General features: G+C 42.4%; 24 protein-coding genes. 23 read left to right on the plus strand and 1 reads right to left on the minus strand.

Annotation, left to right across the window (positions count from 1 at the left end):
* Positions 1-10 precede the first annotated feature (10 nt).
* The 18 genes from mnmA (at position 11) to EDD69_RS04125 (ending at position 17,803) form a co-directional block, all read left to right on the plus strand.
* Complete coding sequence (gene mnmA / locus EDD69_RS04040; RefSeq protein WP_132947675.1) at positions 11-1,126, plus strand: tRNA 2-thiouridine(34) synthase MnmA; 1,116 nt, start codon at positions 11-13, stop codon at positions 1,124-1,126.
* 65 nt (positions 1,127-1,191) lie between these two features.
* On the plus strand, positions 1,192-1,854 hold the full coding sequence (locus tag EDD69_RS04045; RefSeq protein WP_132947676.1) for a tetratricopeptide repeat protein: 663 nt from the start codon (positions 1,192-1,194) through the stop codon (positions 1,852-1,854).
* Between the two features lie 28 nt (positions 1,855-1,882).
* The gene (gene recD2, locus EDD69_RS04050) at positions 1,883-4,234 is read left to right on the plus strand and encodes an SF1B family DNA helicase RecD2 (RefSeq protein ID WP_132947677.1); all 2,352 of its coding nucleotides are present in this window, start codon (positions 1,883-1,885) and stop codon (positions 4,232-4,234) included.
* Positions 4,235-4,346: 112 nt separating this feature from the next.
* Positions 4,347-4,538 carry a hypothetical protein gene (locus EDD69_RS04055; protein ID WP_132947678.1) on the plus strand — a complete coding sequence of 64 codons (192 nt, stop codon included), beginning with the start codon at positions 4,347-4,349 and terminating at the stop codon, positions 4,536-4,538.
* Positions 4,539-4,562: 24 nt separating this feature from the next.
* On the plus strand, positions 4,563-4,697 hold the full coding sequence (locus EDD69_RS04060) for a YrzQ family protein (RefSeq protein WP_132947679.1): 135 nt from the start codon (positions 4,563-4,565) through the stop codon (positions 4,695-4,697).
* Positions 4,698-4,787: 90 nt separating this feature from the next.
* Positions 4,788-5,855, plus strand: coding sequence for an AI-2E family transporter (locus EDD69_RS04065; RefSeq protein ID WP_243643036.1), 1,068 nt, complete (start codon positions 4,788-4,790; stop codon positions 5,853-5,855).
* A 313-nt stretch (positions 5,856-6,168) separates the two neighbouring features.
* Positions 6,169-8,802 (plus strand): alanine--tRNA ligase, encoded by a 2,634-nt coding sequence (alaS, locus tag EDD69_RS04070; protein ID WP_132947681.1) that lies wholly within the window; start codon positions 6,169-6,171, stop codon positions 8,800-8,802.
* Between the two features lie 82 nt (positions 8,803-8,884).
* Entirely contained in the window at positions 8,885-9,151 is a 267-nt protein-coding gene (locus EDD69_RS04075) for an IreB family regulatory phosphoprotein (protein WP_132947682.1), read from the plus strand.
* Positions 9,152-9,155: 4 nt separating this feature from the next.
* Positions 9,156-9,578, plus strand: a complete 423-nt coding sequence (ruvX, locus tag EDD69_RS04080; protein ID WP_132947683.1) for a Holliday junction resolvase RuvX — start codon at positions 9,156-9,158, stop codon at positions 9,576-9,578.
* A 5-nt stretch (positions 9,579-9,583) separates the two neighbouring features.
* A complete protein-coding gene (locus EDD69_RS04085) occupies positions 9,584-9,871 on the plus strand; it encodes a DUF1292 domain-containing protein (protein WP_132947684.1) in 288 nt (95 codons plus the stop codon).
* 211 nt (positions 9,872-10,082) lie between these two features.
* Positions 10,083-11,183: an endolytic transglycosylase MltG gene (mltG, locus tag EDD69_RS04090; RefSeq protein WP_424565330.1), complete on the plus strand. Its 1,101-nt coding sequence runs from the start codon at positions 10,083-10,085 to the stop codon at positions 11,181-11,183.
* Between the two features lie 112 nt (positions 11,184-11,295).
* Positions 11,296-11,943 carry an O-methyltransferase gene (locus EDD69_RS04095; RefSeq protein ID WP_132947686.1) on the plus strand — a complete coding sequence of 216 codons (648 nt, stop codon included), beginning with the start codon at positions 11,296-11,298 and terminating at the stop codon, positions 11,941-11,943.
* Between the two features lies 1 nt (position 11,944).
* Positions 11,945-12,874, plus strand: a complete 930-nt coding sequence (locus EDD69_RS04100) for a peptidase U32 family protein (RefSeq protein ID WP_132947687.1) — start codon at positions 11,945-11,947, stop codon at positions 12,872-12,874.
* Positions 12,875-12,903: 29 nt separating this feature from the next.
* The gene (locus EDD69_RS04105; protein WP_132947688.1) at positions 12,904-14,169 is read left to right on the plus strand and encodes a peptidase U32 family protein; all 1,266 of its coding nucleotides are present in this window, start codon (positions 12,904-12,906) and stop codon (positions 14,167-14,169) included.
* Between the two features lies 1 nt (position 14,170).
* A complete protein-coding gene (gene udk / locus EDD69_RS04110) occupies positions 14,171-14,806 on the plus strand; it encodes a uridine kinase (RefSeq protein ID WP_132947689.1) in 636 nt (211 codons plus the stop codon).
* Positions 14,807-14,901: 95 nt separating this feature from the next.
* Positions 14,902-15,378 carry a transcription elongation factor GreA gene (greA, locus tag EDD69_RS04115; RefSeq protein ID WP_132947690.1) on the plus strand — a complete coding sequence of 159 codons (477 nt, stop codon included), beginning with the start codon at positions 14,902-14,904 and terminating at the stop codon, positions 15,376-15,378.
* A gap of 47 nt (positions 15,379-15,425) precedes the next feature.
* The gene (locus EDD69_RS04120; protein ID WP_132947691.1) at positions 15,426-17,189 is read left to right on the plus strand and encodes a peptidoglycan D,D-transpeptidase FtsI family protein; all 1,764 of its coding nucleotides are present in this window, start codon (positions 15,426-15,428) and stop codon (positions 17,187-17,189) included.
* The gene (locus EDD69_RS04125) at positions 17,186-17,803 is read left to right on the plus strand and encodes a YrrS family protein (protein WP_132947692.1); all 618 of its coding nucleotides are present in this window, start codon (positions 17,186-17,188) and stop codon (positions 17,801-17,803) included. The genes EDD69_RS04120 and EDD69_RS04125 overlap by 4 nt, the downstream gene beginning before the upstream one ends.
* 21 nt (positions 17,804-17,824) lie before the next feature.
* On the opposite strand, the gene EDD69_RS04130 is transcribed toward EDD69_RS04125, so the two are convergent.
* Entirely contained in the window at positions 17,825-18,034 is a 210-nt protein-coding gene (locus tag EDD69_RS04130; protein WP_132947693.1) for a YrzA family protein, read from the minus strand.
* A 238-nt stretch (positions 18,035-18,272) separates the two neighbouring features.
* Between EDD69_RS04130 and EDD69_RS04135 the strand changes: the two genes are divergently transcribed.
* From EDD69_RS04135 to EDD69_RS04155, 5 genes are all read left to right on the plus strand, one after another.
* Positions 18,273-18,914: a class I SAM-dependent methyltransferase gene (locus EDD69_RS04135; protein ID WP_132947694.1), complete on the plus strand. Its 642-nt coding sequence runs from the start codon at positions 18,273-18,275 to the stop codon at positions 18,912-18,914.
* 18 nt (positions 18,915-18,932) lie between these two features.
* Positions 18,933-19,634: a 5'-methylthioadenosine/S-adenosylhomocysteine nucleosidase gene (gene mtnN / locus EDD69_RS04140; RefSeq protein WP_132947695.1), complete on the plus strand. Its 702-nt coding sequence runs from the start codon at positions 18,933-18,935 to the stop codon at positions 19,632-19,634.
* A 48-nt stretch (positions 19,635-19,682) separates the two neighbouring features.
* A complete protein-coding gene (locus EDD69_RS04145) occupies positions 19,683-20,606 on the plus strand; it encodes a PLP-dependent cysteine synthase family protein (RefSeq protein ID WP_132947696.1) in 924 nt (307 codons plus the stop codon).
* 1 nt (position 20,607) lies between these two features.
* On the plus strand, positions 20,608-21,741 hold the full coding sequence (locus EDD69_RS04150) for a bifunctional cystathionine gamma-lyase/homocysteine desulfhydrase (RefSeq protein WP_132947697.1): 1,134 nt from the start codon (positions 20,608-20,610) through the stop codon (positions 21,739-21,741).
* A gap of 69 nt (positions 21,742-21,810) precedes the next feature.
* Entirely contained in the window at positions 21,811-22,059 is a 249-nt protein-coding gene (locus EDD69_RS04155) for a YrhC family protein (RefSeq protein WP_132947698.1), read from the plus strand.
* Positions 22,060-22,202: the final 143 nt, after the last annotated feature.

The raw sequence follows: 22,202 nt of genomic DNA on the forward strand, positions 1-22,202 counted from the left end.
AAGTGAGAAAATGAAGAAAGCACCGAAAGATACACGTGTCGTTGTCGGGATGTCCGGCGGCGTCGATTCATCGGTAGCAGCGCTTCTTTTAAAGCAACAAGGCTATGATGTCATCGGAGTTTTTATGAAAAACTGGGACGATACGGACGAAAACGGTGTATGTACGGCAACGGAAGACTACAATGATGTTGTTCGCGTTTGCAATCAAATCGGCATTCCTTATTATGCTGTCAATTTTGAAAAAGAATATTGGGATAAAGTGTTTACGTATTTTTTAGATGAATATAAAGCAGGCCGGACACCGAATCCGGACGTCATGTGCAATAAGGAAATTAAATTTAAGGCCTTTTTAGAACACGCGATGGCGCTTGGTGCCGATTATTTAGCGACTGGCCATTACGCACGAGTCGCTTATCGCGACGGCGAATACAAATTGTTGCGCGGCCTTGATCAAAATAAAGACCAAACGTATTTCTTAAACCAATTAGGACAAGAGCAGCTTTCGAAAGTGCTTTTCCCGATCGGTGAAATGGAAAAAGCGCAAGTGCGACAAATTGCGAAAGAAGCAGGATTGGCAACTGCGAATAAAAAAGACAGCACAGGCATTTGCTTTATTGGAGAGCGCAATTTCAAACAATTTTTAAGCAACTACTTGCCAGCGCAGCCAGGGATCATGCAAACGCTTGATGGCGAAGTGAAAGGAAAACATGACGGATTGATGTACTATACAATCGGACAACGCCATGGCTTAGGAATCGGCGGAAGCGGCGAACCATGGTTCGTTGTAGGTAAAAATCTTCGGGACAACATTCTTTACGTCGCTCAAGGCTTTGATAACGAACTTCTTTATTCAGATGCGATCATCGCCACAAATGTCAACTGGGTGAGCGGCAAACAACCGACTGAGCCAATCACTTGCACAGCGAAATTCCGCTATCGTCAGCCAGATGTTCCTGTTACCGTTCATATGTTAGATGAGCAAACAGCGAAAGTTGAATTTGCTGAGCGTGTTCGTGCCGTTACACCGGGACAAGCGGTCGTATTTTATCGCGGTGAAGAATGTCTCGGCGGCGGAACGATTGATCAAGTATTCCGCGATGGCGAACGGTTGTCATACGTCGGCTAACCTTCAACTCGACAGACGAGTTGAAGGTTTTTTGTTATAATGTAGAGGATAAGGAGTGGTTAAGGATGGATCAAAATCAACAAGGAATTCAATATATGCAGCAAGGCAAATATGAAGAGGCGGCTCGCTGTTTTCATGACGCGATTGAAGCGAATCCGTCCGATCCAATCGGATACATTAATTTTGGCAATGTGCTTGCCGCTGTGGGGGAAGAAGAGAAAGCATTAAACTTTTTTAAAAAGGCGATCGAGCTTGATGAGCAGGCCGCTGCTGCGTACTATAGCGCAGGAACGATCTACTATAAACAACAACGTTTCTTGGATGCAAAAAACATGTTTGAAGCAGCCATTCAAAAAGGATTAGATCATGCGGATGCCTTTTTTATGCTCGGAATGACGCTTATGTATTTGGAACAGCCACGGTTAGCGCTTCCGTATTTGCAACGGGCTGTTGAATTAAATGATGAAGATGTTGAGGCTGTGTTTCAGTTTGGGCTTTGTTTAGCACAGCTTGAATTGGTTGATGAGGCAATGAAACAATTCGAGCGAACGATCGCATTGAACGAGCAACATGCGGATGCTTATTATAATCTGGGCGTTGCGTATGCCTATAAAGATGATGCCGAAACCGCGCTTTCCATGTTTAAAAAGGCGCTTGACATTCAACCGGATCATTTATTAGCAGGACATGGGAAAAAGTTAATGGAAAAAGCATTAAAACGCGAATAGTCGCTTATAAAAAAAGGGGGGAAGAACGTTGCAACAACAAATCGCATTTGATGAGAAATCGTTTATTAAAGGAGTGCACATTGGGACGATTTTTCACAATGAAGCAAATTTATATTCGGTCGTTCGCATTCGCGTAGAAGAAACGAATGAAGCGAATACGGACAAAGAAGTTGTTGTGACCGGTTACTTCCCTCTGCTGTCAGAATATGATACATACACCTTTTTTGGTTCATTTAAAGAACATCCGAGGTTTGGAAAGCAATACGTTGTCGAGCATTTTCGCAAAGAATTTCCTGAAACGAAAGAAGGAGTTATTCAATATTTATCAAGCGATTTATTTAAAGGAATTGGGAAGAAAACAGCCGCTTCCATCGTTGAAACATTAGGGGAGCGGGCGATTTCAAAAATCCTAGAAGATCCAAGCATATTAGACAGCGTTCCAAAGTTGTCAAAAGCGAAAGCAAAACAATTGTACGAAACGTTAAAAGAACATCAAGGTTTAGAACAAATTATGATTGCTCTCTCCCAATTCGGTTTCGGCCCGCAATTATCGATGAAAATTTATCAAGTATACAAAGATGAAACGTTAGAAGTGATTCGGCACAATCCGTATCAACTTGTGGAAGATGTAGAAGGGATTGGATTTGGCCGCGCCGATGAACTCGGCTATCAGCTAGGCATTTCGGGAAATCACCCTGATCGCATTCGGGCAGGCTGTTTATACGTTATGGAGCAAAGCTGTTTGCAAGAAGGACATGTCTATATCACGTATGAACAATTGCTTGAAAAAGTGAAAGAGCTGCTGGAAACAAAGCGAAAGGAAACGATTGATGAAGCGGATATTTCCCGTGAAATGCTTCATTTGACAGAAGAAGGAAAATTAATCAGTGAAGAAGACCGTTTTTACATTCCGTCGCTTTATTTCGCTGAAAAAGGAATTGTTTCAAATGTGAAAAGACTGTTGCAGCAGTCGGAAATGACGACGTTTCCAGAAGCGGAGTTTTTATTAGCGCTGGGAGAATTGGAAGAGAAAGCGAATATTCAGTACGCTCCATCGCAAAAAGAAGCTATTCAAAAAGCGATTTCATCGCCTCTTTTTATTTTAACCGGCGGACCTGGAACGGGGAAAACGACCGTTATTAAAGGAATCGTGCATATTTTTGCTCAACTGCATGGGCTGTCGCTTGATCCGAAAGATTATAATGAGGAAAATCCGTTCCCCATTCTTTTGGCCGCACCGACTGGCCGCGCCGCGAAACGAATGAGCGAGGCAACTGGTTTGCCTGCGATGACGATTCATCGTTTGCTCGGTTGGAACGGTGTGGAAGGATTTCATCATGATGAAGATGCGCCGATTGCAGGAAAACTGCTGATTGTGGATGAAATGTCCATGGTCGATACATGGTTAGCGAATCAATTGTTTAAATCGCTTCCTTCATCGATGCAAGTCGTTCTTGTCGGTGATGAAGATCAGCTTCCATCCGTTGGTCCAGGACAAGTGCTCAAAGATTTACTGCAGGCGAATGTCATTCCAACCGTACGTTTAACGGAAATTTACCGGCAGGCGGAAGGGTCTTCCATCATTTCGCTTGCGCATTCGATTAAAAACGGAACGATTCCAAGCGACTTAACAACTCCACAAAAAGACCGTTCCTTCATTCAATGCAGGGGATCGCAAATTTTAGAAGTGGTGAAAAAAGTAGCTGAAAACGCGAAAAGAAAAGGGTATAGCGCAAAAGATATTCAAGTGTTGGCTCCAATGTATCGCGGACCTGCCGGAATTGATCGCTTAAATGAAATGCTTCAACAACTTTTCAACCCAAAAAGTGAAGAAAAACGCGAATTAGTATTCGGAGACGTCGTCTACCGCGTCGGAGATAAAGTGCTTCAGCTTGTCAATCAGCCTGATTATAACGTGTTTAATGGCGATATTGGCGAAATCGTAGCGATTTTTTATGCGAAAGAAAATACGGAGAAACAAGATTTAGTCGTTGTTTCGTTTGACGGCAATGAAGTGACTTATCCGAAGCAAGAGCTGCAGCAAATTACGCATGCCTATTGTTGTTCGATTCATAAAGCGCAAGGAAGTGAATTTCCAATTGTCGTATTGCCGATTGTGAAAAGTTATTATCGGATGTTGCGCCGCAATTTAATTTATACGGCGGTGACGCGCAGCAAACAATATTTAATTTTATGCGGGGAGGAAGAAGCATTTAAAATAGGCGTTCAGCGCTGTGACGATGGAGTGCGGCAAACAACGTTGTGCCAAAAGCTGAAGGAAGTCCTTCAACCGCAAGAAATCATTCTTCCAATGGAAGATGCAAACATCGGAATGGAAAACGTTTCACCGTATGATTTCATGGAAGAAGACGAAAGATAACGATGTATTTAGCATATAAAAGGATGCGTTCCTTTTTCACGAAATGTATATTTTTACAAATCTTTGACAAAAATAAAATAAAAAACAAGGTGAATAAGGAGCGTGCCTTTTTGTGCTAAAGTGCCCCAATTGTCAAAGTAAAGACTTAGGAAAAATTGGTGTAAATCAATATTATTGTTGGAACTGTTTTATTGAACTATCGGTAGATAAAGGAATGATTTACACTCATCAAGTCGAAGAAGACGGAACGCTCAGTTCGCTCGATGATTTGTTTAGCGAACAAGAGAGATCGCTTTCTTCGTAAAATGAATGTTGAGGGGGAATCACCATGAATCGTACGGTTACATCGTTAATAGCAGTCGGTTTAGGAATTGCTGCCTATCAACTAGCACAGCGCAACGGCGGATTCAACATGCGCACAATGAGAAAAATGGGAAGACAGCTCATGCGGCCATTTATGTAAGAAAAAGCGGCAGTCTCGATGCGAGATTGCCGCTTTTTGTGTATAATCATCCCCTTTTCTCTTAACAATATCTGTAGGAGGGGGTATTTTGTGCAAAATGAACACGTGCGTTTTTTTGTTCGGTTAACCAAAATGTTATTAGTGGTTATTTTCATCTATTTCGTGATGAAATTAAAAGCGCTTTGGCTTCCGCTTCTGCAAATGTTACTGAAAGCGTTAACCCCTTTTGTGATCGCTTCCTTCATCACCTATTTATTGCATCCGCTTGTGGAAAAGATTCATGAGAAAGGAATGCCCCGTGCGCTTGCGATTTTAATGATTTACGTTATTTTTTTCGGCGGCGTGGGTTATGGTTTGTATAAAGGAATCCCAGTTTTTATTCAACAGCTTCAAGAATTGACGAAAAGTCTTCCGGCTTTAATCGATACATACGAAGATTGGACGAAAATCATTCATGATGAAACGTCAAATTGGCCAAAGGATGTACATGAGCGAATTGAAAAAACGATAATCGAAGCAGAAGCGCTGTTAGGGGTATGGTTGACAAAAGTTGTCGCAAGCTTAAAAAATTCGATGAACTCGGTCATTACTTTTGTGCTTGTTCCATTTATTACATTTTATATGTTAAAAGATATTGAACAAATTAAGAAAGCATTTTGGAAAATAACTCCTAAAAAATGGCAGACAAAAGGAATGAAGTTTTTAAACGATGTCGATGAATCGCTTGGAAATTATATTCGGGGACAACTGTTTGTATGCACGCTGATCGGCAGTTTTGCTGCTTTGGCGCTTTGGATAGCAGGGATGAAATATCCGCTTTTATTAGGTTTTCTCATCGGGGTGACAAACATTATTCCTTATTTTGGACCAATCATCGGGGCGATTCCAGCTGCGATTTTAGCAGCCACCATCTCTGTTAAAATGTTAATCATTGTATTGATCATTATTTTTTCTTTGCAATTTTTAGAAGGAAACATTCTTTCTCCATTGATTGTCGGGAAAAGCTTGCATTTACATCCGCTTATTATTATGTTTTCGCTTTTTCTTGGCGGAGAGCTAGGAGGAATTGTTGGGTTAATTGTTGCTGTTCCGTTTGTGGCGGTTTTAAAAGTTGCTTTTGTATACGCAAAATCGTTGTATGCGCATCACTCGCATTGACAAAAAAATGTTGCTTGTCTATAATCTTCATGAACGTGTATACATATAACGCGATGAAGGATCGAGTATGTTACAGTCCATCTTAAAGCGTCATTGTACGCACAGAGAGGAATTTCCGCGGCTGAAAGAAATTCCAGATGAAGGGTAACAGAACGCTAATCCGGAGTGCAGGCAAACCCTGCCGGGGCAGGCCACGTTACGGCTTACTGAGGTGATGGACGTCTGTCCATAAACAGGGTGGTACCGCGAGTAAGCTCTCGTCCCTGAGTAGGGATGAGAGTTTTTATATTTTTAAAATAAGGAGGAAAGGATTGTGAAAAAGCTTACATCTGCACAAGTGCGTCAAATGTTTTTAGACTTTTTTAAAGAAAAAGGGCATGCGGTGGAGCCGAGCGCATCGCTTATCCCAGTTGATGATCCATCCTTGTTGTGGATCAACAGCGGTGTCGCAACGCTTAAAAAATATTTTGATGGCCGTGTGATTCCAGATAATCCGCGCATTTGCAATGCTCAAAAATCGATTCGGACAAACGATATTGAAAATGTCGGTAAAACCGCACGACACCATACTTTCTTTGAGATGCTTGGAAACTTCTCAATTGGCGACTATTTTAAACGTGAAGCGATTCATTGGGCATGGGAGTTTTTAACGAGCGAAAAATGGATCGGCTTTGACCCAAATCGTCTATCTGTTACGATTCATCCAGAAGATGAAGAAGCGTTTGAAATTTGGCATAAAGAAATCGGTCTTCCGGAAGAGCGCATCATTCGTTTGGAAGGAAACTTTTGGGATATTGGAGAAGGACCAAGCGGGCCGAACACCGAAATTTTCTATGATCGCGGTGAAGAGTTTGGAAACGATCCAAACGATCCGGAATTGTATCCAGGCGGCGAAAATGAGCGCTATTTAGAAGTATGGAACCTTGTGTTCTCTCAATTTAACCATAATCCAGATGGTACATATACGCCGCTGCCAAAGAAAAACATTGATACCGGCATGGGCTTGGAGCGGATGTGTTCGATTTTGCAAGACGTACCAACGAACTTTGATACCGACTTATTTATGCCGATCATTCGTGCGACGGAACAAATTTCTGGTGAAAAATATCGCGAAGATGAGGAAAAAGATGTTGCCTTTAGAGTAATTGCCGATCATATTCGTACGGTGACGTTTGCGATTGGCGACGGAGCGCTTCCTTCTAACGAAGGACGCGGATACGTGTTGCGCCGTCTGTTGCGCCGCGCTGTTCGCTATGCGAAAAAATTAAATATTCATCGCCCGTTTATGTATGAATTGGTTCCGGTCGTCGGCGAAATTATGGTCGATTATTACCCAGAAGTGAAAGAAAAAGCAGAATTCATTCAAAAAGTCGTTAAAAATGAAGAAGAGCGCTTCCACGAAACGCTTCACGAAGGTCTTGCCATTTTAGCGAGCGTGATCAAAAAAGAGAAAGAACGCGGAAGCGATACGATCTCTGGAGAAGATGTATTCCGCTTGTATGATACGTACGGTTTTCCAATTGAATTGACAGAGGAGTATGCAGCGGAAGAAGGAATGAAAGTCGATCACGAAGGCTTTGAGCAAGAGATGGAGCGTCAACGCGAGCGCGCGCGTGCAGCACGACAAGAAGTCGACTCGATGCAAGTGCAAGGCGGCGTGCTTGGCGACATTACGGTTGAAAGCAAATTCGTCGGCTATGACCAGCTTTCTGTTTCTTCCGTTGTGGAAGTGATCGTGAAAGATGGACAACTTGTCGATGAAGTAGGCGAAGGAGAAGAAGCGCAAGTTATTTTAAGCGAAACGCCGTTTTATGCGGAAAGCGGCGGGCAAATTGCGGACCGCGGTTGGATTGAAAGCGAAACGGCAAAAGCGTATGTAAAAGATGTCCAAAAAGCGCCAAACGGACAACATTTGCATTATATCGTTGTTGAAAAAGGAACGATCCAAACGAAAAACACATACGTTGCTCGCATTGACGAGGCAGCGCGTGCAGATATTGTTAAAAACCATACAGCGACTCACTTGTTGCATCAAGCCTTAAAAGATGTGTTAGGGGTGCACGTTAACCAAGCAGGTTCTCTTGTCGCTCCAGAGCGCTTGCGTTTTGACTTCTCTCATTTCGGTCAAGTGAAACCGGAAGAATTAGAACGAATTGAAGCGCTTGTCAACGAACAAATTTGGCGCAATCTTCCTGTTCACATTGATTACAAACCGCTTGATGAAGCGAAAGCGATGGGCGCGATGGCATTGTTTGGCGAAAAATATGGCGACATTGTTCGCGTTGTCCAAGTGGGCGACTATAGTTTAGAGCTTTGCGGCGGCTGCCATGTAACGAATACAGCAGAGATTGGTCTGTTTAAAATCGTCTCTGAATCTGGAATCGGAGCAGGTACACGCCGGATTGAAGCGGTAACAGGCAAAGCAGCTTATCGTCTCATGAACGAGCAAATTACCCTTCTTAAAGAAGCGGCGGACAAATTAAAAACAAATCCGAAAGATTTGCTCGGTCGAATTGATTCGCTCATGAACGAAATGCGCGAATTACAACGCGAAAATGAATCGCTTTCTGCTCGTTTAAGCCATATGGAAGCAGCAAATCTTGTTCATAAAGCAAAAGAAGTCAACGGCGTTCAGCTTCTTGTCAGCAAAGTAAGCGGAACGGATATGAACGGTTTGCGTGCAATGGTTGACGACCTCAAACAAAAATTAGGATCAGCGATCATTGTCCTTGCTTCCATCCAAAACGAAAAAGTGAACCTCATTGCAGGAGTAACGAACGATTTAATCGAAAAAGGATATCACGCAGGTAAACTGATTAAAGAAGTCGCTGTTCGCTGCGGCGGTGGCGGCGGTGGCCGTGCAGATATGGCGCAAGCTGGCGGAAAAGATCCAAATAAAGTGGATCAAGCGCTAAACTTTGTCGAAGAATGGGTAAAATCTGTTTAACAAATCGGATGAATGGTGTACAATGGATGTAAGGTGGATATGCCAGATTTTGCTGAATGCGAGAGTGGGGTGCGAAAGAACGGTGAGTTCATTTGATAATACGATGCAATTTAACTTCTCTGATGATCCGCTTGAAGCGGACGTCCGAGAAGTGTTGCTAACTGTATATGATGCATTAGAGGAAAAAGGGTATAACCCGATTAATCAAATTGTTGGTTATTTGCTGTCTGGTGATCCAGCTTACATCCCTCGTCATAAAGATGCACGAACCCTCATTCGAAAAGTTGATCGGGATGAATTAATTGAGGAATTGGTGAAATTCTATTTAAGAAAACATCGCGAGGAATAAAACGATGCGCATTTTAGGGTTAGATTTCGGAGCGAAAACGCTCGGCGTAGCGGTAAGTGACGAACTTGGCTGGACAGCCCAAGGAGTGGAGACGATTCAAATTAATGAGGAAGAAGGAGAGTACGGTTTAGGCCGTCTTCGTGAACTCATTGAACAGTATGCCGTTGAAGAAATCGTTGTCGGCTTTCCAAAAAACATGAATGGGACGGTTGGACCGCGCGGGGAAGCGACGCAACGGTTTGCGGAGCGGCTAAAACAAACCTTTTCATTACCGGTTGTTTTATGGGATGAACGTCTCTCGACGATGGCGGCTGAGCGCATGTTGATTGCGGCCGATGTCAGCCGCAAGAAACGAAAGAAAGTCATTGATAAGATGGCAGCTGTTATGATTCTACAGTCGTACTTAGACAATAAAAATTTGAGGTGAATATAATGGAACATGGTGAAAAACATATTACAGTGATTGACGAAGAGGGCAACGAACAATTATGCGAAGTATTGTTTACATTTGAATCAGAGGAATTCGGAAAGTCATACGTTTTATACTATCCAATCGGAGCTGAATACGACGAGGAAGAAGAAATTGAAATTCATGCTTCTTCCTTTATCCCTGGTGAAGACGGCCAAGCAGGTGAGCTTCAGCCGATTGAAACAGAAGAAGAATGGGATATGATTGAAGAAATGTTGAATACGTTCCTCGGCGAAGAAGAGGAAGAATAAAGGAGAAGCTGACCAAATACTGGTCAGCTTCTTTTTTGAGATTTTGCCAATACTATGCATAGACTGAGTAAAATGCTTATGGGAAGGTACAGAAAAGCGGAACGGGAAGGGTTTCCCTTAAAAACTTGAATGCACACATGATTGAAACGACTAGCGAAAAATGTAACAACTTGTAGTATAATGACAAGAGTGAGGGGGGGAGGTATGAATGATGGAAAACGAAGCGTGGCTGGATCAGCAAGAAGAAGCTAAAACCGTTCGAAAAATCGTGTTATTTGTCGCTATTCCGATCATCGTATTGATGATTGCCGCCATTATTAGCGGTTATTTATATATTCAATCAGCTTTGAAACCTGTCAATCCAAATAGCCAACAACAAATTAAAGTATCCATCCCAATCGGTTCATCTGTTTATGATATCGCTTCGATTTTAGAAGAGAAAGGAATCATAAAAAATGCGACGGTTTTTCGCTACTACGTAAAATTCAAAAATCACGCTGATTTTCAAGCGGGCGACTATACATTAACTCCAGCGATGACGTTAGCTGAAATTGTGGAAACATTAAAAACGGGAAAAGTAATCAAACCGGCCAAATTAAAAATTATTATCCCGGAAGGAAAACAATTAACGCAAATTGCCACCATTATTGCACAAAAAACAGGCTACTCCCGCGAAGAAATTATGGCGAAAATGAATGATCGCCGCTACATTGAAGAGCTAATGAAAAAATATCCGACGGTTTTATCTGCGGAAATTTTAAATAAAAACATTCGCTATCCGCTTGAAGGCTATTTATTCCCAGCGACGTACTCATTCAGCGAAAAGAAGCCTTCGATTGAACAAATCATTGAAGCGATGCTCGCTAAGACAGAAGAAGTGTTAGTGAAATATGAAGGGGAAATGACAGAAAGAGGATTGACGGTCCATACATTATTAACGATGGCGTCACTGATCGAAGAAGAAGCGACAGAAAAGGTAGACCGTGAAAAAATTGCGAGCGTTTTTTATAATCGCTTGCAAGCAGGAATGCCGTTACAAACAGATCCAACCGTTTTATATGCCCTTGGCAAACATAAAGAACGAGTGTATTACAAAGACTTGAAAGTAAATTCGCCATACAACACATACCTTCATCGTGGTTTACCGCCAGGTCCGATTGCCAATGCGGGCGAGATGTCAATCAATGCCGCTCTTCATCCAGCGGACACGGACTATTTTTACTTTTTAGCAACGCCAACAGGGGAAGTCATTTTCACGAAAACGCTCGACGAACATAATCGAGAAAAAGCGAAATACATTGGCAAGCAATAAAAAATCTTCGCATTTCTGTTGTTTTTATGGTAGTATATATAAAGTTATGGATCGTGACGAAAATAAGAGTTCAATGTCATTGAACTCTTATTTTTACGAGGAGGATTATTCGTTGGTAAATAAGGAAATTGTTGAATATATTCAATCGTTACTTCCTGAGCGCGAGGAAGCCATTTTAAAAATGGAAGATTATGCACGAGAGCATCATGTGCCGATTATGGATTTAGTTGGAATCGAAACGATGTTGCATCTATTAAAAATCGCGAATCCGAAAAAAATTTTAGAAATTGGCACAGCGATCGGCTACTCAGCCATTCGCATGGCAAAGGTGTTACCGAATGCGAAAATTGTGACGATTGAACGCGATGAAGAACGATATAAACAAGCGCTTCTTTACGTGAATGAAACAAAAACGAGCGAACAAATTGAAGTGTTATTTGGCGATGCGCTCGAGTTAAGCGATCAAGTAGCGGAAAAAGGGCCGTTTGATGCATTGTTTATCGATGCGGCCAAAGGGCAATATCGCCGTTTTTTTGAATTATATGAACCGCTTTTAACGGAGCGGGGCATCATTATTACGGACAACGTTTTATTTAAGGGGCTAGTCGCAAGCGAACAGCCAATCGAACAAAAGCGCATTCGCCAGCTCGTTCAAAAAATTCGTGAGTACAATGAGTGGCTAATGAACCATCCTCGTTACGAAACAATCATTTTGCCGATCGGAGACGGAATGGCTATATCCAGAAGAAGAGGTGAGTAAGGTGAAAAAACCAGAGTTACTCGTGACGCCAACAAGTGTCGCGCATATTGAGGAACTCGCGCAAGCAGGCGCAAATGCCGTTTTAATCGGTGAGCAACGCTATGGTTTGCGCCTTGCCGGTGAATTCGGGCGCGAGCAAATTGTTGAAGCGATGAATGTTGCGCGAAAACATGGAGTTAAGGTATATGTGGCAATGAATGCCCTTTTTCATAATGACAAAGTGGATGAATTGTCTGATTATGTTCGCTTCCTTGCTGAACAAGAAGTTGATGCCATCGTGTTTGGTGATCCTGCCGTGCTCATGACTGTGCGCGAGGTTGCTCCGCATATGAAGTTGCATTGGAATACAGAAACGACGGCAACAAACTGGTATGCGTGCAACTATTGGGGACGAAAAGGGGCCAAACGTGCGGTGCTTGCCCGCGAAATCAACATGGAAGAAATTATTGAAATTAAGCGCCATGCCGAAGTCGAAATCGAAGTGCAAGTGCACGGCATGACTTGTATGTTTCAATCGAAGCGCTCGCTCATCGGCAACTATTTTGAATATCAAGGCAAAGTCATGGAAATTGAAAAAAAGAAATACGAAAAAGGAATGTTCCTTTACGATAAAGAGCGCGATAATAAGTACCCTATTTTCGAAGATGAAAACGGCACGCATATTATGAGCCCAAACGATATTTGCATCATCGATGAATTAGAAGAGATGATCGATGCCGAAATTGACAGTTTTAAAATTGACGGCATTCTTCATGAACCATCGTATATTACGGAAGTAACGAAAAAATATCGCCTTGCCATCGATTTATGCGCCGAAGATCGCGAAAAATATCGTCAAGTAAAGGGAGATTTACTAGCTGAAATCGAAGCGATCCAACCAGCCCATCGTCCGTTAGATACAGGCTTTTTCTTTAAAGAAACGGTGTACTAAATTTTAAAGAAAGGGAGGGAAAGATCGTTATGTTCAAAAATGATAAAATTTCCAAAATCATCAATGGCAAGCGCGTCATCGTGAAAAAGCCAGAGTTGCTTGCTCCTGCAGGCAACTTAGAAAAGCTGAAAGTGGCTGTTCATTATGGCGCGGATGCTGTTTTTATTGGCGGACAAGAGTATGGTCTGCGCTCTAATGCGGATAACTTTACATTAGAAGAAATGGCGGAAGGCGTACGCTTTGCAAGCAAGTATGGAGCAAAAATTTATGTGACGACCAACATTTATGCCCATAATGAAAACATTCCAGGCTTAGAGGAGTATTTACAAGGGCTTCAAGAAGCGGGCGTACACGGCATTATCGTGGCGGATCCGCTTATTATTGAGACGGCTCGCCGTGTTGCTCCAAAGCTTGAAGTGCATTTAAGTACACAGCAATCGCTCACGAACTGGAAAGCGGTGCAGTTTTGGAAAGAAGAAGGGTTGGAGCGCGTCGTACTTGCACGGGAAACGAGCGCCGAAGAAATTCGTGAAATTAAAGAAAAAGTGGATATTGAAATCGAAACGTTCATTCACGGAGCGATGTGCATTGCTTACTCTGGCCGTTGCGTTTTAAGCAACCATATGACAGCAAGGGATTCCAATCGCGGCGGTTGCTGTCAATCATGCCGTTGGGATTATGATCTGTACAAGCTTGAAGGAGATAAGGAGATCCCTCTATTCGATGAAAACGATGATCCGTTTGCAATGAGTCCAAAAGACTTGAACCTCATTCAATCGATTCCGAAAATGATTGAACTAGGCATTGACAGCTTAAAAATCGAAGGACGAATGAAATCGATTCACTATGTTGCAACGGTCGTGAGCGTGTATCGAAAAGTAATCGACGCTTACTGCGCGGATCCAGACAACTTTGTCATTAAAAAAGAATGGCTTGATGAACTGGATAAGTGCGCAAACCGCGATACGGCACCAGCATTTTTTGAAGGTGTGCCAGGATATAAAGAGCAAATGTTTGGCGTTCATAGCAAAAAGACAACGTACGATTTCGTTGGACTCGTCTTAGACTATGATAAGGAAACAAAGATGGTGACATTGCAACAACGCAACTTTTTCAAGCCGGGCGACCGAGTTGAATTTTTCGGACCGGAAATCGAGAATTTTACACAAGTCATTGAAAAAATTTGGGATGAAGACGGAAATGAGTTAGACGCCGCTCGTCATCCGTTGCAAATTGTTCGATTTAAAGTCGATCGTGAAGTTTTCCCATACAACATGATGAGAAAGGGGCACTAACATGAGGAAGAAACCGGTTGTAATCGGAGTCGCAGGGGGCTCCGGTTCGGGGAAAACAACCGTAACAAAGGCGATTTACGAACATTTTCAAGGACATTCGATTTTAATGCTTGAACAAGATTATTATTACAAAGATCAAAGTCACTTGCCTTTTGAAGAACGATTGAAAACAAACTACGATCATCCGCTCGCTTTTGATAATGATTTGTTAATTGAACATTTGCATAAATTGTTGAATTACGAACCGATTGAAAAACCGGTTTATGATTTTACGTTGCATACGCGTTCAAAAGAAGTCATTCATGTCGAACCGAAAGATGTCATTATTTTAGAAGGGATTCTTGTATTAGAAGATGAGCGATTGCGCAATTTAATGGATATTAAAGTGTACGTTGATACAGATGCGGATATTCGCATTATTCGCCGCTTGCTCCGCGATATTAAAGAGCGCGGCCGTACGCTTGAATCCGTGATCGAACAATATGTAAACGTTGTTCGCCCGATGCACAATCAGTTTGTTGAACCGACGAAACGGTATGCGGACATTATCATTCCAGAAGGCGGACATAATCAAGTCGCCATCGATTTAATGGTAACAAAAATTCAAACGATTCTTGAACAAAAGTCTATTTTGTAATAACATAGCATAGATAATATACAAACTTTTCCGCTGTTTGTACGAACGAATGAATCCGTTCGTACATTTTACATAAATAAAAAGGAGTGAAGGATATGGCAATGGAAAAAGAATATCCGATGACAAAAGCGGGGAAAGAGAAACTAGAGCAAGAACTTGAATATTTAAAAACGGTCAAACGCAAAGAAGTTGTTGAGCGCATTAAAATTGCGCGCAGTTTTGGCGACTTATCCGAAAACTCAGAGTACGATGCAGCAAAAGATGAACAAGCATTTGTTGAATCACGAATTCAAATGCTTGAAAATATGATTCGCAATGCGAAAATTATTGAAGAAGATTTAGAAAGCTCTGATATCGTTTCATTAGGAAGAACGGTTACGTTTGTTGAGCTTCCAGATGGGGAAGAAGAATCATATACGATCGTTGGAAGCGCTGAAGCGGATCCGTTTGAAGGAAAAATTTCAAACGATTCTCCAATCGCAAAATCACTGCTTGGAAGACGCGTTGGTGAAGAAGTAACGGTGCAAACACCGGGCGGCGAAATGCTTGTCAAAATCATTGCTGTTAAATAGGTTTTAAAATGTAACACCTCGTCGACAATGAAGACGAGGTGTTTTTTATGACCAAAAAGCGAATGTTGTTTGTTTTATTCATCATACAAATGATGTTTTTTCTCTTGCTTGGGCGGCTTGTTCAGCTTCAGCTTGTGAGCACAGAATCGTTTCATGGAATGAACTTAATTGAAGCAAGTGTCGAGCAGCGGACACAGCAAATGATCATTGATGACGGTCGAGGAATGTTCGTTGATCGAAACGAACAACCGTTAACGTATGACTATATCCCAAGTTTAGTTTTATTCCCGTTTTTAAAGAAAATCGATTGGCCAATAGAAGAAGTGGCAACCGTTTTGTCTATTTCGAAGCAAACGATCATCGATCAGCTTCATGAGGCAAAAGCGCCATTTATTTTGTTCGTAAACGAGCAGCCGTTTCGCTTAACGGAACGGCAAATGAAAAAAATTAACGATTTGCGCATTCCAGGAGTGATGGCTGTCAAGAAACAATACCCGCTTGAGCGAAAATATGCCCAACATCTCATCGGGTTGCTCGGAGAAAATCAAACATTATTCCAGCAGCGCTATCCCGATAAAAAATTATCGGCGAAAACAAAAATTGGGGTCTCTGGACTACAAAGTGCTTTTGATGAATTTTTAATTCAAGATGGAGAAACGAAGCTGCTTTACCATGTGGATGGAAGCGGGGAACCGCTATTTGGAATGGATGTGAAATATATGGAACAGGCGAATCCTTTTTATCCCATTACCATTCAAACGACGATGGATCGTTCATTGCAAGCGGAAGTTGAAGATATTGTACGAATGCATGGCATGGAGAAAGGGGCCGTTGTTTTGCTTGATGTACAAACGAGCGATATTTTGGCGCTCATGAGCGTACCGGAAATGGATGAGGACGATCCTTACAAAGATGGTGCCGCTGAAAATCAAGCATTGCTCCCGCAAATTCCCGGTTCCATTTTTAAAGTGGTTGTTGCTGCGGCTGCTATTGAAAAAGGGCTTGTGCCATCTGAACGAACCTTTGACTGCAGCAAAAAAATTAACGGCGAACCTAATGATGAGGATGATGATTCATTTCTTTCGTTTAAAGATAGCTTTGCGGTTAGCTGCAACAATACGTTTGGAATATTAGGAAAAGAGCTTGTGCAAAAAGAAAACGATATATTGGAGCAATATGCTAAAAAATTAGGCGTTTTTTCTCTTGTCGGTTGGAATGGCCGTGTGTATCATTTTCATGATTTTCGTCCGCTGTCCGAAGAAAAGAAAGGAACGATTTGGGCAAATGAGCAGGATCAAAAAGTTCCGCTTGCAATCGCGCAAACCGCAATCGGACAGAAAGATGTTCGCCTTTCCCCGCTAGCGGTTGCCAATATGATGGCAACGATCGCCCGAGGGGGAGAAGTGAAGCAAGTGCGTGCAGCAAAGAAAATGATGTATAAAAATGGGACGACCTTTTTTGAATTTCAAGAACAAACATTGACCGATGAAACGTTGCAGCGTGATACGATCGAACAATTGCAGCAGCTGTTGCGCGAGGTTGTTCAACATCAACGCGGAACAGGTCGAGCCTTTCAATCATTGCCATATTCCGTTGCAGGAAAATCAGGAACGGCTGAAACAGGCCGGAAAGAGATTGTTAATAAATGGTTTGCGGGCTATTTTCCAAGTGAACAACCGAAATATGCGCTTGTTGTGGTACAATTAGAAACAGAGTCGGCTAAGGCGGTGACCAATGCGGTTTTTGCTGATATTGTCCGCGCCATTTATGAGTTGGATCAGCTTCAAGAGAAAGGAAGGGATGAACGGTGAAACAGACGAAAACAAACAGCCGCTTTGCACAAAGATCGAAACAGAGAAAAGTAAATCGTATTTTAAATACATTGATCACTTTTGTATTTGCGCTTATTTTATTTTTCGGATGGAAGTTGTTTTTTTCGGATGAGCACCGTGTAGAAAAAACAGCCACAGAAGAAAAAGCGACTGTCGAACAAATGACAAAAAATGAAGATGAGTTTGAAATTGGACAGAAACAAGAAGATGAAGAGAAAGATGAAGAGAAAGATGAAGAAGCGGAAGAACAAGAGGTAGAAGAAATCACGATCGATGATCCGAATTCGAACGTCATTCGCGAGATCGTCAATCCGTCATGGGAGCCGATCGGAACAACGCAAACAGAACCACACGTGACAACCTTTGATGAAAACTCCGTCGATTGGAAAGAAATGATTGACGCGATTAGCTATGCGACAGGAATTCCTTCTTCGGACATGATTGTTTGGTTTATTGGAAACAATGGACCGAATAAAGCGGTCGCAACGATTTCAACAAAAGATCAAAGCGAACATTACAAAGTATTTATTGAATGGGTCACGGAGCAAGGATGGAAACCGACAAAAGTTCAACAATTAAGAAATCGCGAGTAGAGCGCCTTATATGGCGCTCTTTTATCGTTTTTTTGCTTTAAAATGGACGACCGCGCTGTAAAAACGCTGTCCGTTTTCCGCTACATGCATTTGATGAGAAACGTGATGCACCTCAAGCAAAATGGCTTTATTATGTTCAATTTGCTCGTTAATTTTTTTCTCCAACGTTGCTAAATCGTCTGCTTCAAAAAACTCAATTTTATCTTCAATTAAGTCAAATGACAAATTCATCGTCTTACCTCCTTTTGGCGCATGGTTTTACATCAATGGAAGTGGTGTTTTCATTCAGGGAATGACAGAAAAGCGGTCTTCTATTCATGATGAGATATGTCGGAAACTCAACTTGAATCTATATAGTCTAACACATTTCAATTGAAGAAAAGAAAAAGTTATGATAGATTAAGAACAGCTTTAGTTTTAATTCATAGTATACTTATAGGAATTATAAAAATTATTGGAGCGTGACAACATGGGAAGAGAATTTGTTGACTTATTTACAACATGGGCAGATTCATATGATCAATCTGTAAGCGGACACGACGATGAATATCGTGAAGTGTTTGAGCGATATGATGACATTTTAAATACAGTTGCTGAAAAGGCTGGAAACGTTGTATTAGAATTTGGAGTCGGAACAGGAAATTTAACGAAAAAGCTGCTTGAAAGAGGAAAAAAAGTGTATGGAATTGATCCTTCTGCACCGATGCGCGAAAAAGCGCTTGAAAAGCTAGGAGACAGCGTTTCGATTCAAGATGGCGACTTTTTAAACTTTCCATTGCCAGATGAACCAATCGACACGATTGTCAGCACATATGCGTTCCATCATTTGACCGATGAAGAAAAAGAACAAGCGATTGGCAAGTATGGAAAGTTGCTGTGCAAAGGTGGTAAAATAGTGTTTGCTGATACAGCCTTTGCCGATCAAGAAGCGTTTAAGCAAATGATTATCGAGGCGAAAGAACGCGGTTTTTATCAATTAGCTGAAGATTTAGAGCGCGAGTATTATACAACGTTGCCAGCGCTTGAAAAAATGTTTACAAAACACGGTTTTTCTGTTACATTTACATCGCTTAACCGCTTCGTTTGGTTAATGGAGGCTGTCAAACAATAATTGAAAGAGGTCGAAATGATGAAAGTAGCAATTATTGGGGCGATGGAAGAAGAAGTTGCCATCTTACGTGAAAAGATAGCCGATCGTCAAGAAACGACGATTGCCAATTGTCAATTTTCTACAGGGACATTAGACGGCGTTGACGTCATTTTATTAAAGTCAGGAATTGGAAAAGTCAATGCGGCGATGTCGACAACGATTTTGCTTGAGCGATTTAAGCCAGATGTTGTAATCAATACAGGTTCAGCGGGAGGATTTTTATCATCACTAAACGTTGGCGATATTGTCATCTCGACAGAAGTTGTTCATCACGATGTGGATGTAACGGCATTTGGATACGCATACGGGCAAGTGCCGGGCATGCCTGCTCGCTATGCGGCTGATGAGAAATTGATTGAAATAGCAGAAAAAAGTGCAGAACAAATTCGTGATGTTCAAGTTGCAAAAGGATTGATTGCGACAGGCGATTCGTTTATGAACGATCCTGCGCGCGTCGAATTCGTTCGCAAGCAAATTCCAGAGTTATATGCCGTGGAAATGGAAGCGGCAGCGATTGCGCAAGTATGCTTCCAATTCGGCGTTCCATTTGTGATTATTCGCGCGCTTTCCGATATTGCCGGCAAAGAATCGAACGTTTCTTTTGAACAGTTTTTGCATAAAGCAGCGCTTCATTCTTCACAGCTCGTGCAAGCGATGGTCAACGAGTTAAAACGTTCATAGGAGAGGGAATGCTCTCTCCTTTTTGCATATCATAAAAGGAGTGACAACATGAAAGTAGCGAAGAGCGTTCATGAATTAGTCGGAAAAACGCCAATCGTTGAGATTACGCAATTTCCTCTTCCAGAGGGCGTTCGTTTGTTTGCGAAGCTGGAATATTTTAACCCAGGCGGCAGCATTAAAGACCGCCTCGGCCAAGAATTATTGCGGGATGCGCTTGAGAGCGGAAAGCTAAAAGAAGGCGGAACGATTATTGAACCGACGGCAGGAAATACAGGAATCGGCTTAGCGCTAGCGGCGATTGGGAAAAACATTAACGTGATTTTTTGCGTTCCTGAAAAGTTTAGTGTCGAAAAACAACAGCTCATGAAGGCGCTTGGAGCAACGATCATCAACACGCCGACAAGCGAAGGAATGCAAGGAGCGATTCGCAAAGCGCAAGAGCTTGTAAAAGAAATTCCAAACTCCTACTGCCCGCAACAATTCAGCAATCCAGCGAATCCGCGAACTTATTACAAAACGCTCGGTCCAGAGCTTTGGGAACAATTAGACGGAAAAATTGATATATTTGTTGCCGGAGCAGGTTCGGGCGGAACGTTTATGGGAACGGCTCAATTTTTAAAGGAGAAAAACAAGGCGATTAAAACGGTCATTGTGGAACCAGAAGGCTCCATTTTGAACGGCGGCGAGCCGGGACCGCACAAAACGGAAGGCATTGGGATGGAATTTTTGCCTGAATATATGGATCCTTCGTATTTCGATGCGATTCATACGATTAAAGATGAAGATGCGTTTCGCCGCGTGAAAGAGCTGGCACAAAAAGAAGGATTGCTTGTCGGCAGTTCATCAGGCGCGGCATTCCATGCGGCGATGATTGAGGCGGAACAAGCGCCAAAAGGAACAAACATCGTCGTGATTTTTCCAGACAGCAGCGAACGTTATTTAAGCAAAAACATTTATGAAGGTGGGATATAAGGTGCGTCGAAAAACAAAACTCATTCATGGCGGCATTTCCGGCGATCCGCATACAGGCGCGGTGTCTGTACCGATCTACCAAGTAAGCACGTACAAACAAGAAGGAGTCGGAAAACATAAAGGATATGAATATTCGCGAACAGGCAACCCGACTCGCCATGCATTAGAAGAGCTCATTAAAGACGTTGAAGAAGGTTATGCAGGATTTGCGTTCAGTTCAGGCATGGCAGCGATTACCGCGGTTATGATGCTCTTTAACAGCGGCGATCACGTCATTTTAACGGACGATGTGTATGGCGGAACGTATCGCGTCATGACAAAAGTGCTCAATCGTTTAGGGCTTGAAGCAACGTTTGTCGATACAAGCGACATCGCCAATATCGAAGCAAACATTCGTCCAAACACAAAAGCGATTTACATTGAAACGCCAACGAATCCGCTGTTAAAAATCACTGACCTTGAACAAGCGGCGAAACTGGCAAAAGAGCGCGGGTTATTGCTCATTGTCGACAATACATTTAGCACGCCATATTGGCAAACACCGCTTGCGCTCGGCGCCAACATTGTCCTTCATAGCGCAACGAAATATTTAGGCGGACACAGCGATGTCGTTGCGGGTCTTGTTGTCGTTGATTCAGAACAACTAGCGAACGATTTACATTTTATTCAAAACTCAACAGGCGGCATTCTCGGGCCGCATGATTCATGGCTGTTAATGCGCGGCATAAAAACGTTAGGCATTCGCATGGAAGAACACGAGGCGAATACGCGAAAAATTGTCGAGTTTCTCGTTCAGCACCCTGCTGTGAAAAAGGTGTATTATCCAGGATTGCCATCACATCCAAATCATGAAATCGCCAAAAAACAAATGCGCGGCTTTGGCGGCATGGTTTCGTTCGACGTCGGAAGCGGCGAAAAAGCGGAACAATTATTAGCGCGTGTTCGCTACTTCACGCTTGCGGAAAGCTTAGGGGCAGTCGAAAGCTTAATTTCGCTTCCAGCGAAAATGACGCACGCCTCTATTCCAAAAGAACGCCGTGAAGAACTTGGCATTACCGATGGACTTGTCCGCATTTCTGTCGGTTTAGAAGATGTCGAAGATTTGCTTGAAGATTTAGCGCAAGCATTGGCATAAATTACATTCCCCACTTCTTCCCTCGCTGTGATACATTGAGAAAAGAAGTGAGGGAAGTGGGGAATCCATATGAGCGAAAAAGAGAAAAAAGATTTGCGAGACAAAGCAAATGATTATCAAACATATAGTGTCGTTTTGCTTGCGTTAAGCGCATTGCTTTATCTCGGCACGATTATTCCAGGTGCTTTAGCAGCGGAACAAAAACCGTTTGTCCTGATCATTGTTGGACTATTTTTGGGTGTTTCGCTTTATTTTTTGAATCGCTCCTTCACATATGTTCGCGTGTTAAAAGATGAAGACGATTCAATGACATTGTAACAAATTGTTCAAAAATGCCTGCCGCAAACGCTTTCTCCTCCATGTACAATAAAAGAAAAGAGGGAAAAGGGAGGAAAAAGCGATGTTTGCGATTACCATGGCGCTAGTTATTACAGCAACGATTGCGTTAGTTATTACAGCTG

The sequence above is a fragment of the Thermolongibacillus altinsuensis genome, assembly GCF_004341205.1.
In the GTDB taxonomy this organism is placed as follows: Bacteria; Bacillota; Bacilli; order Bacillales; family Anoxybacillaceae; genus Thermolongibacillus; species Thermolongibacillus altinsuensis.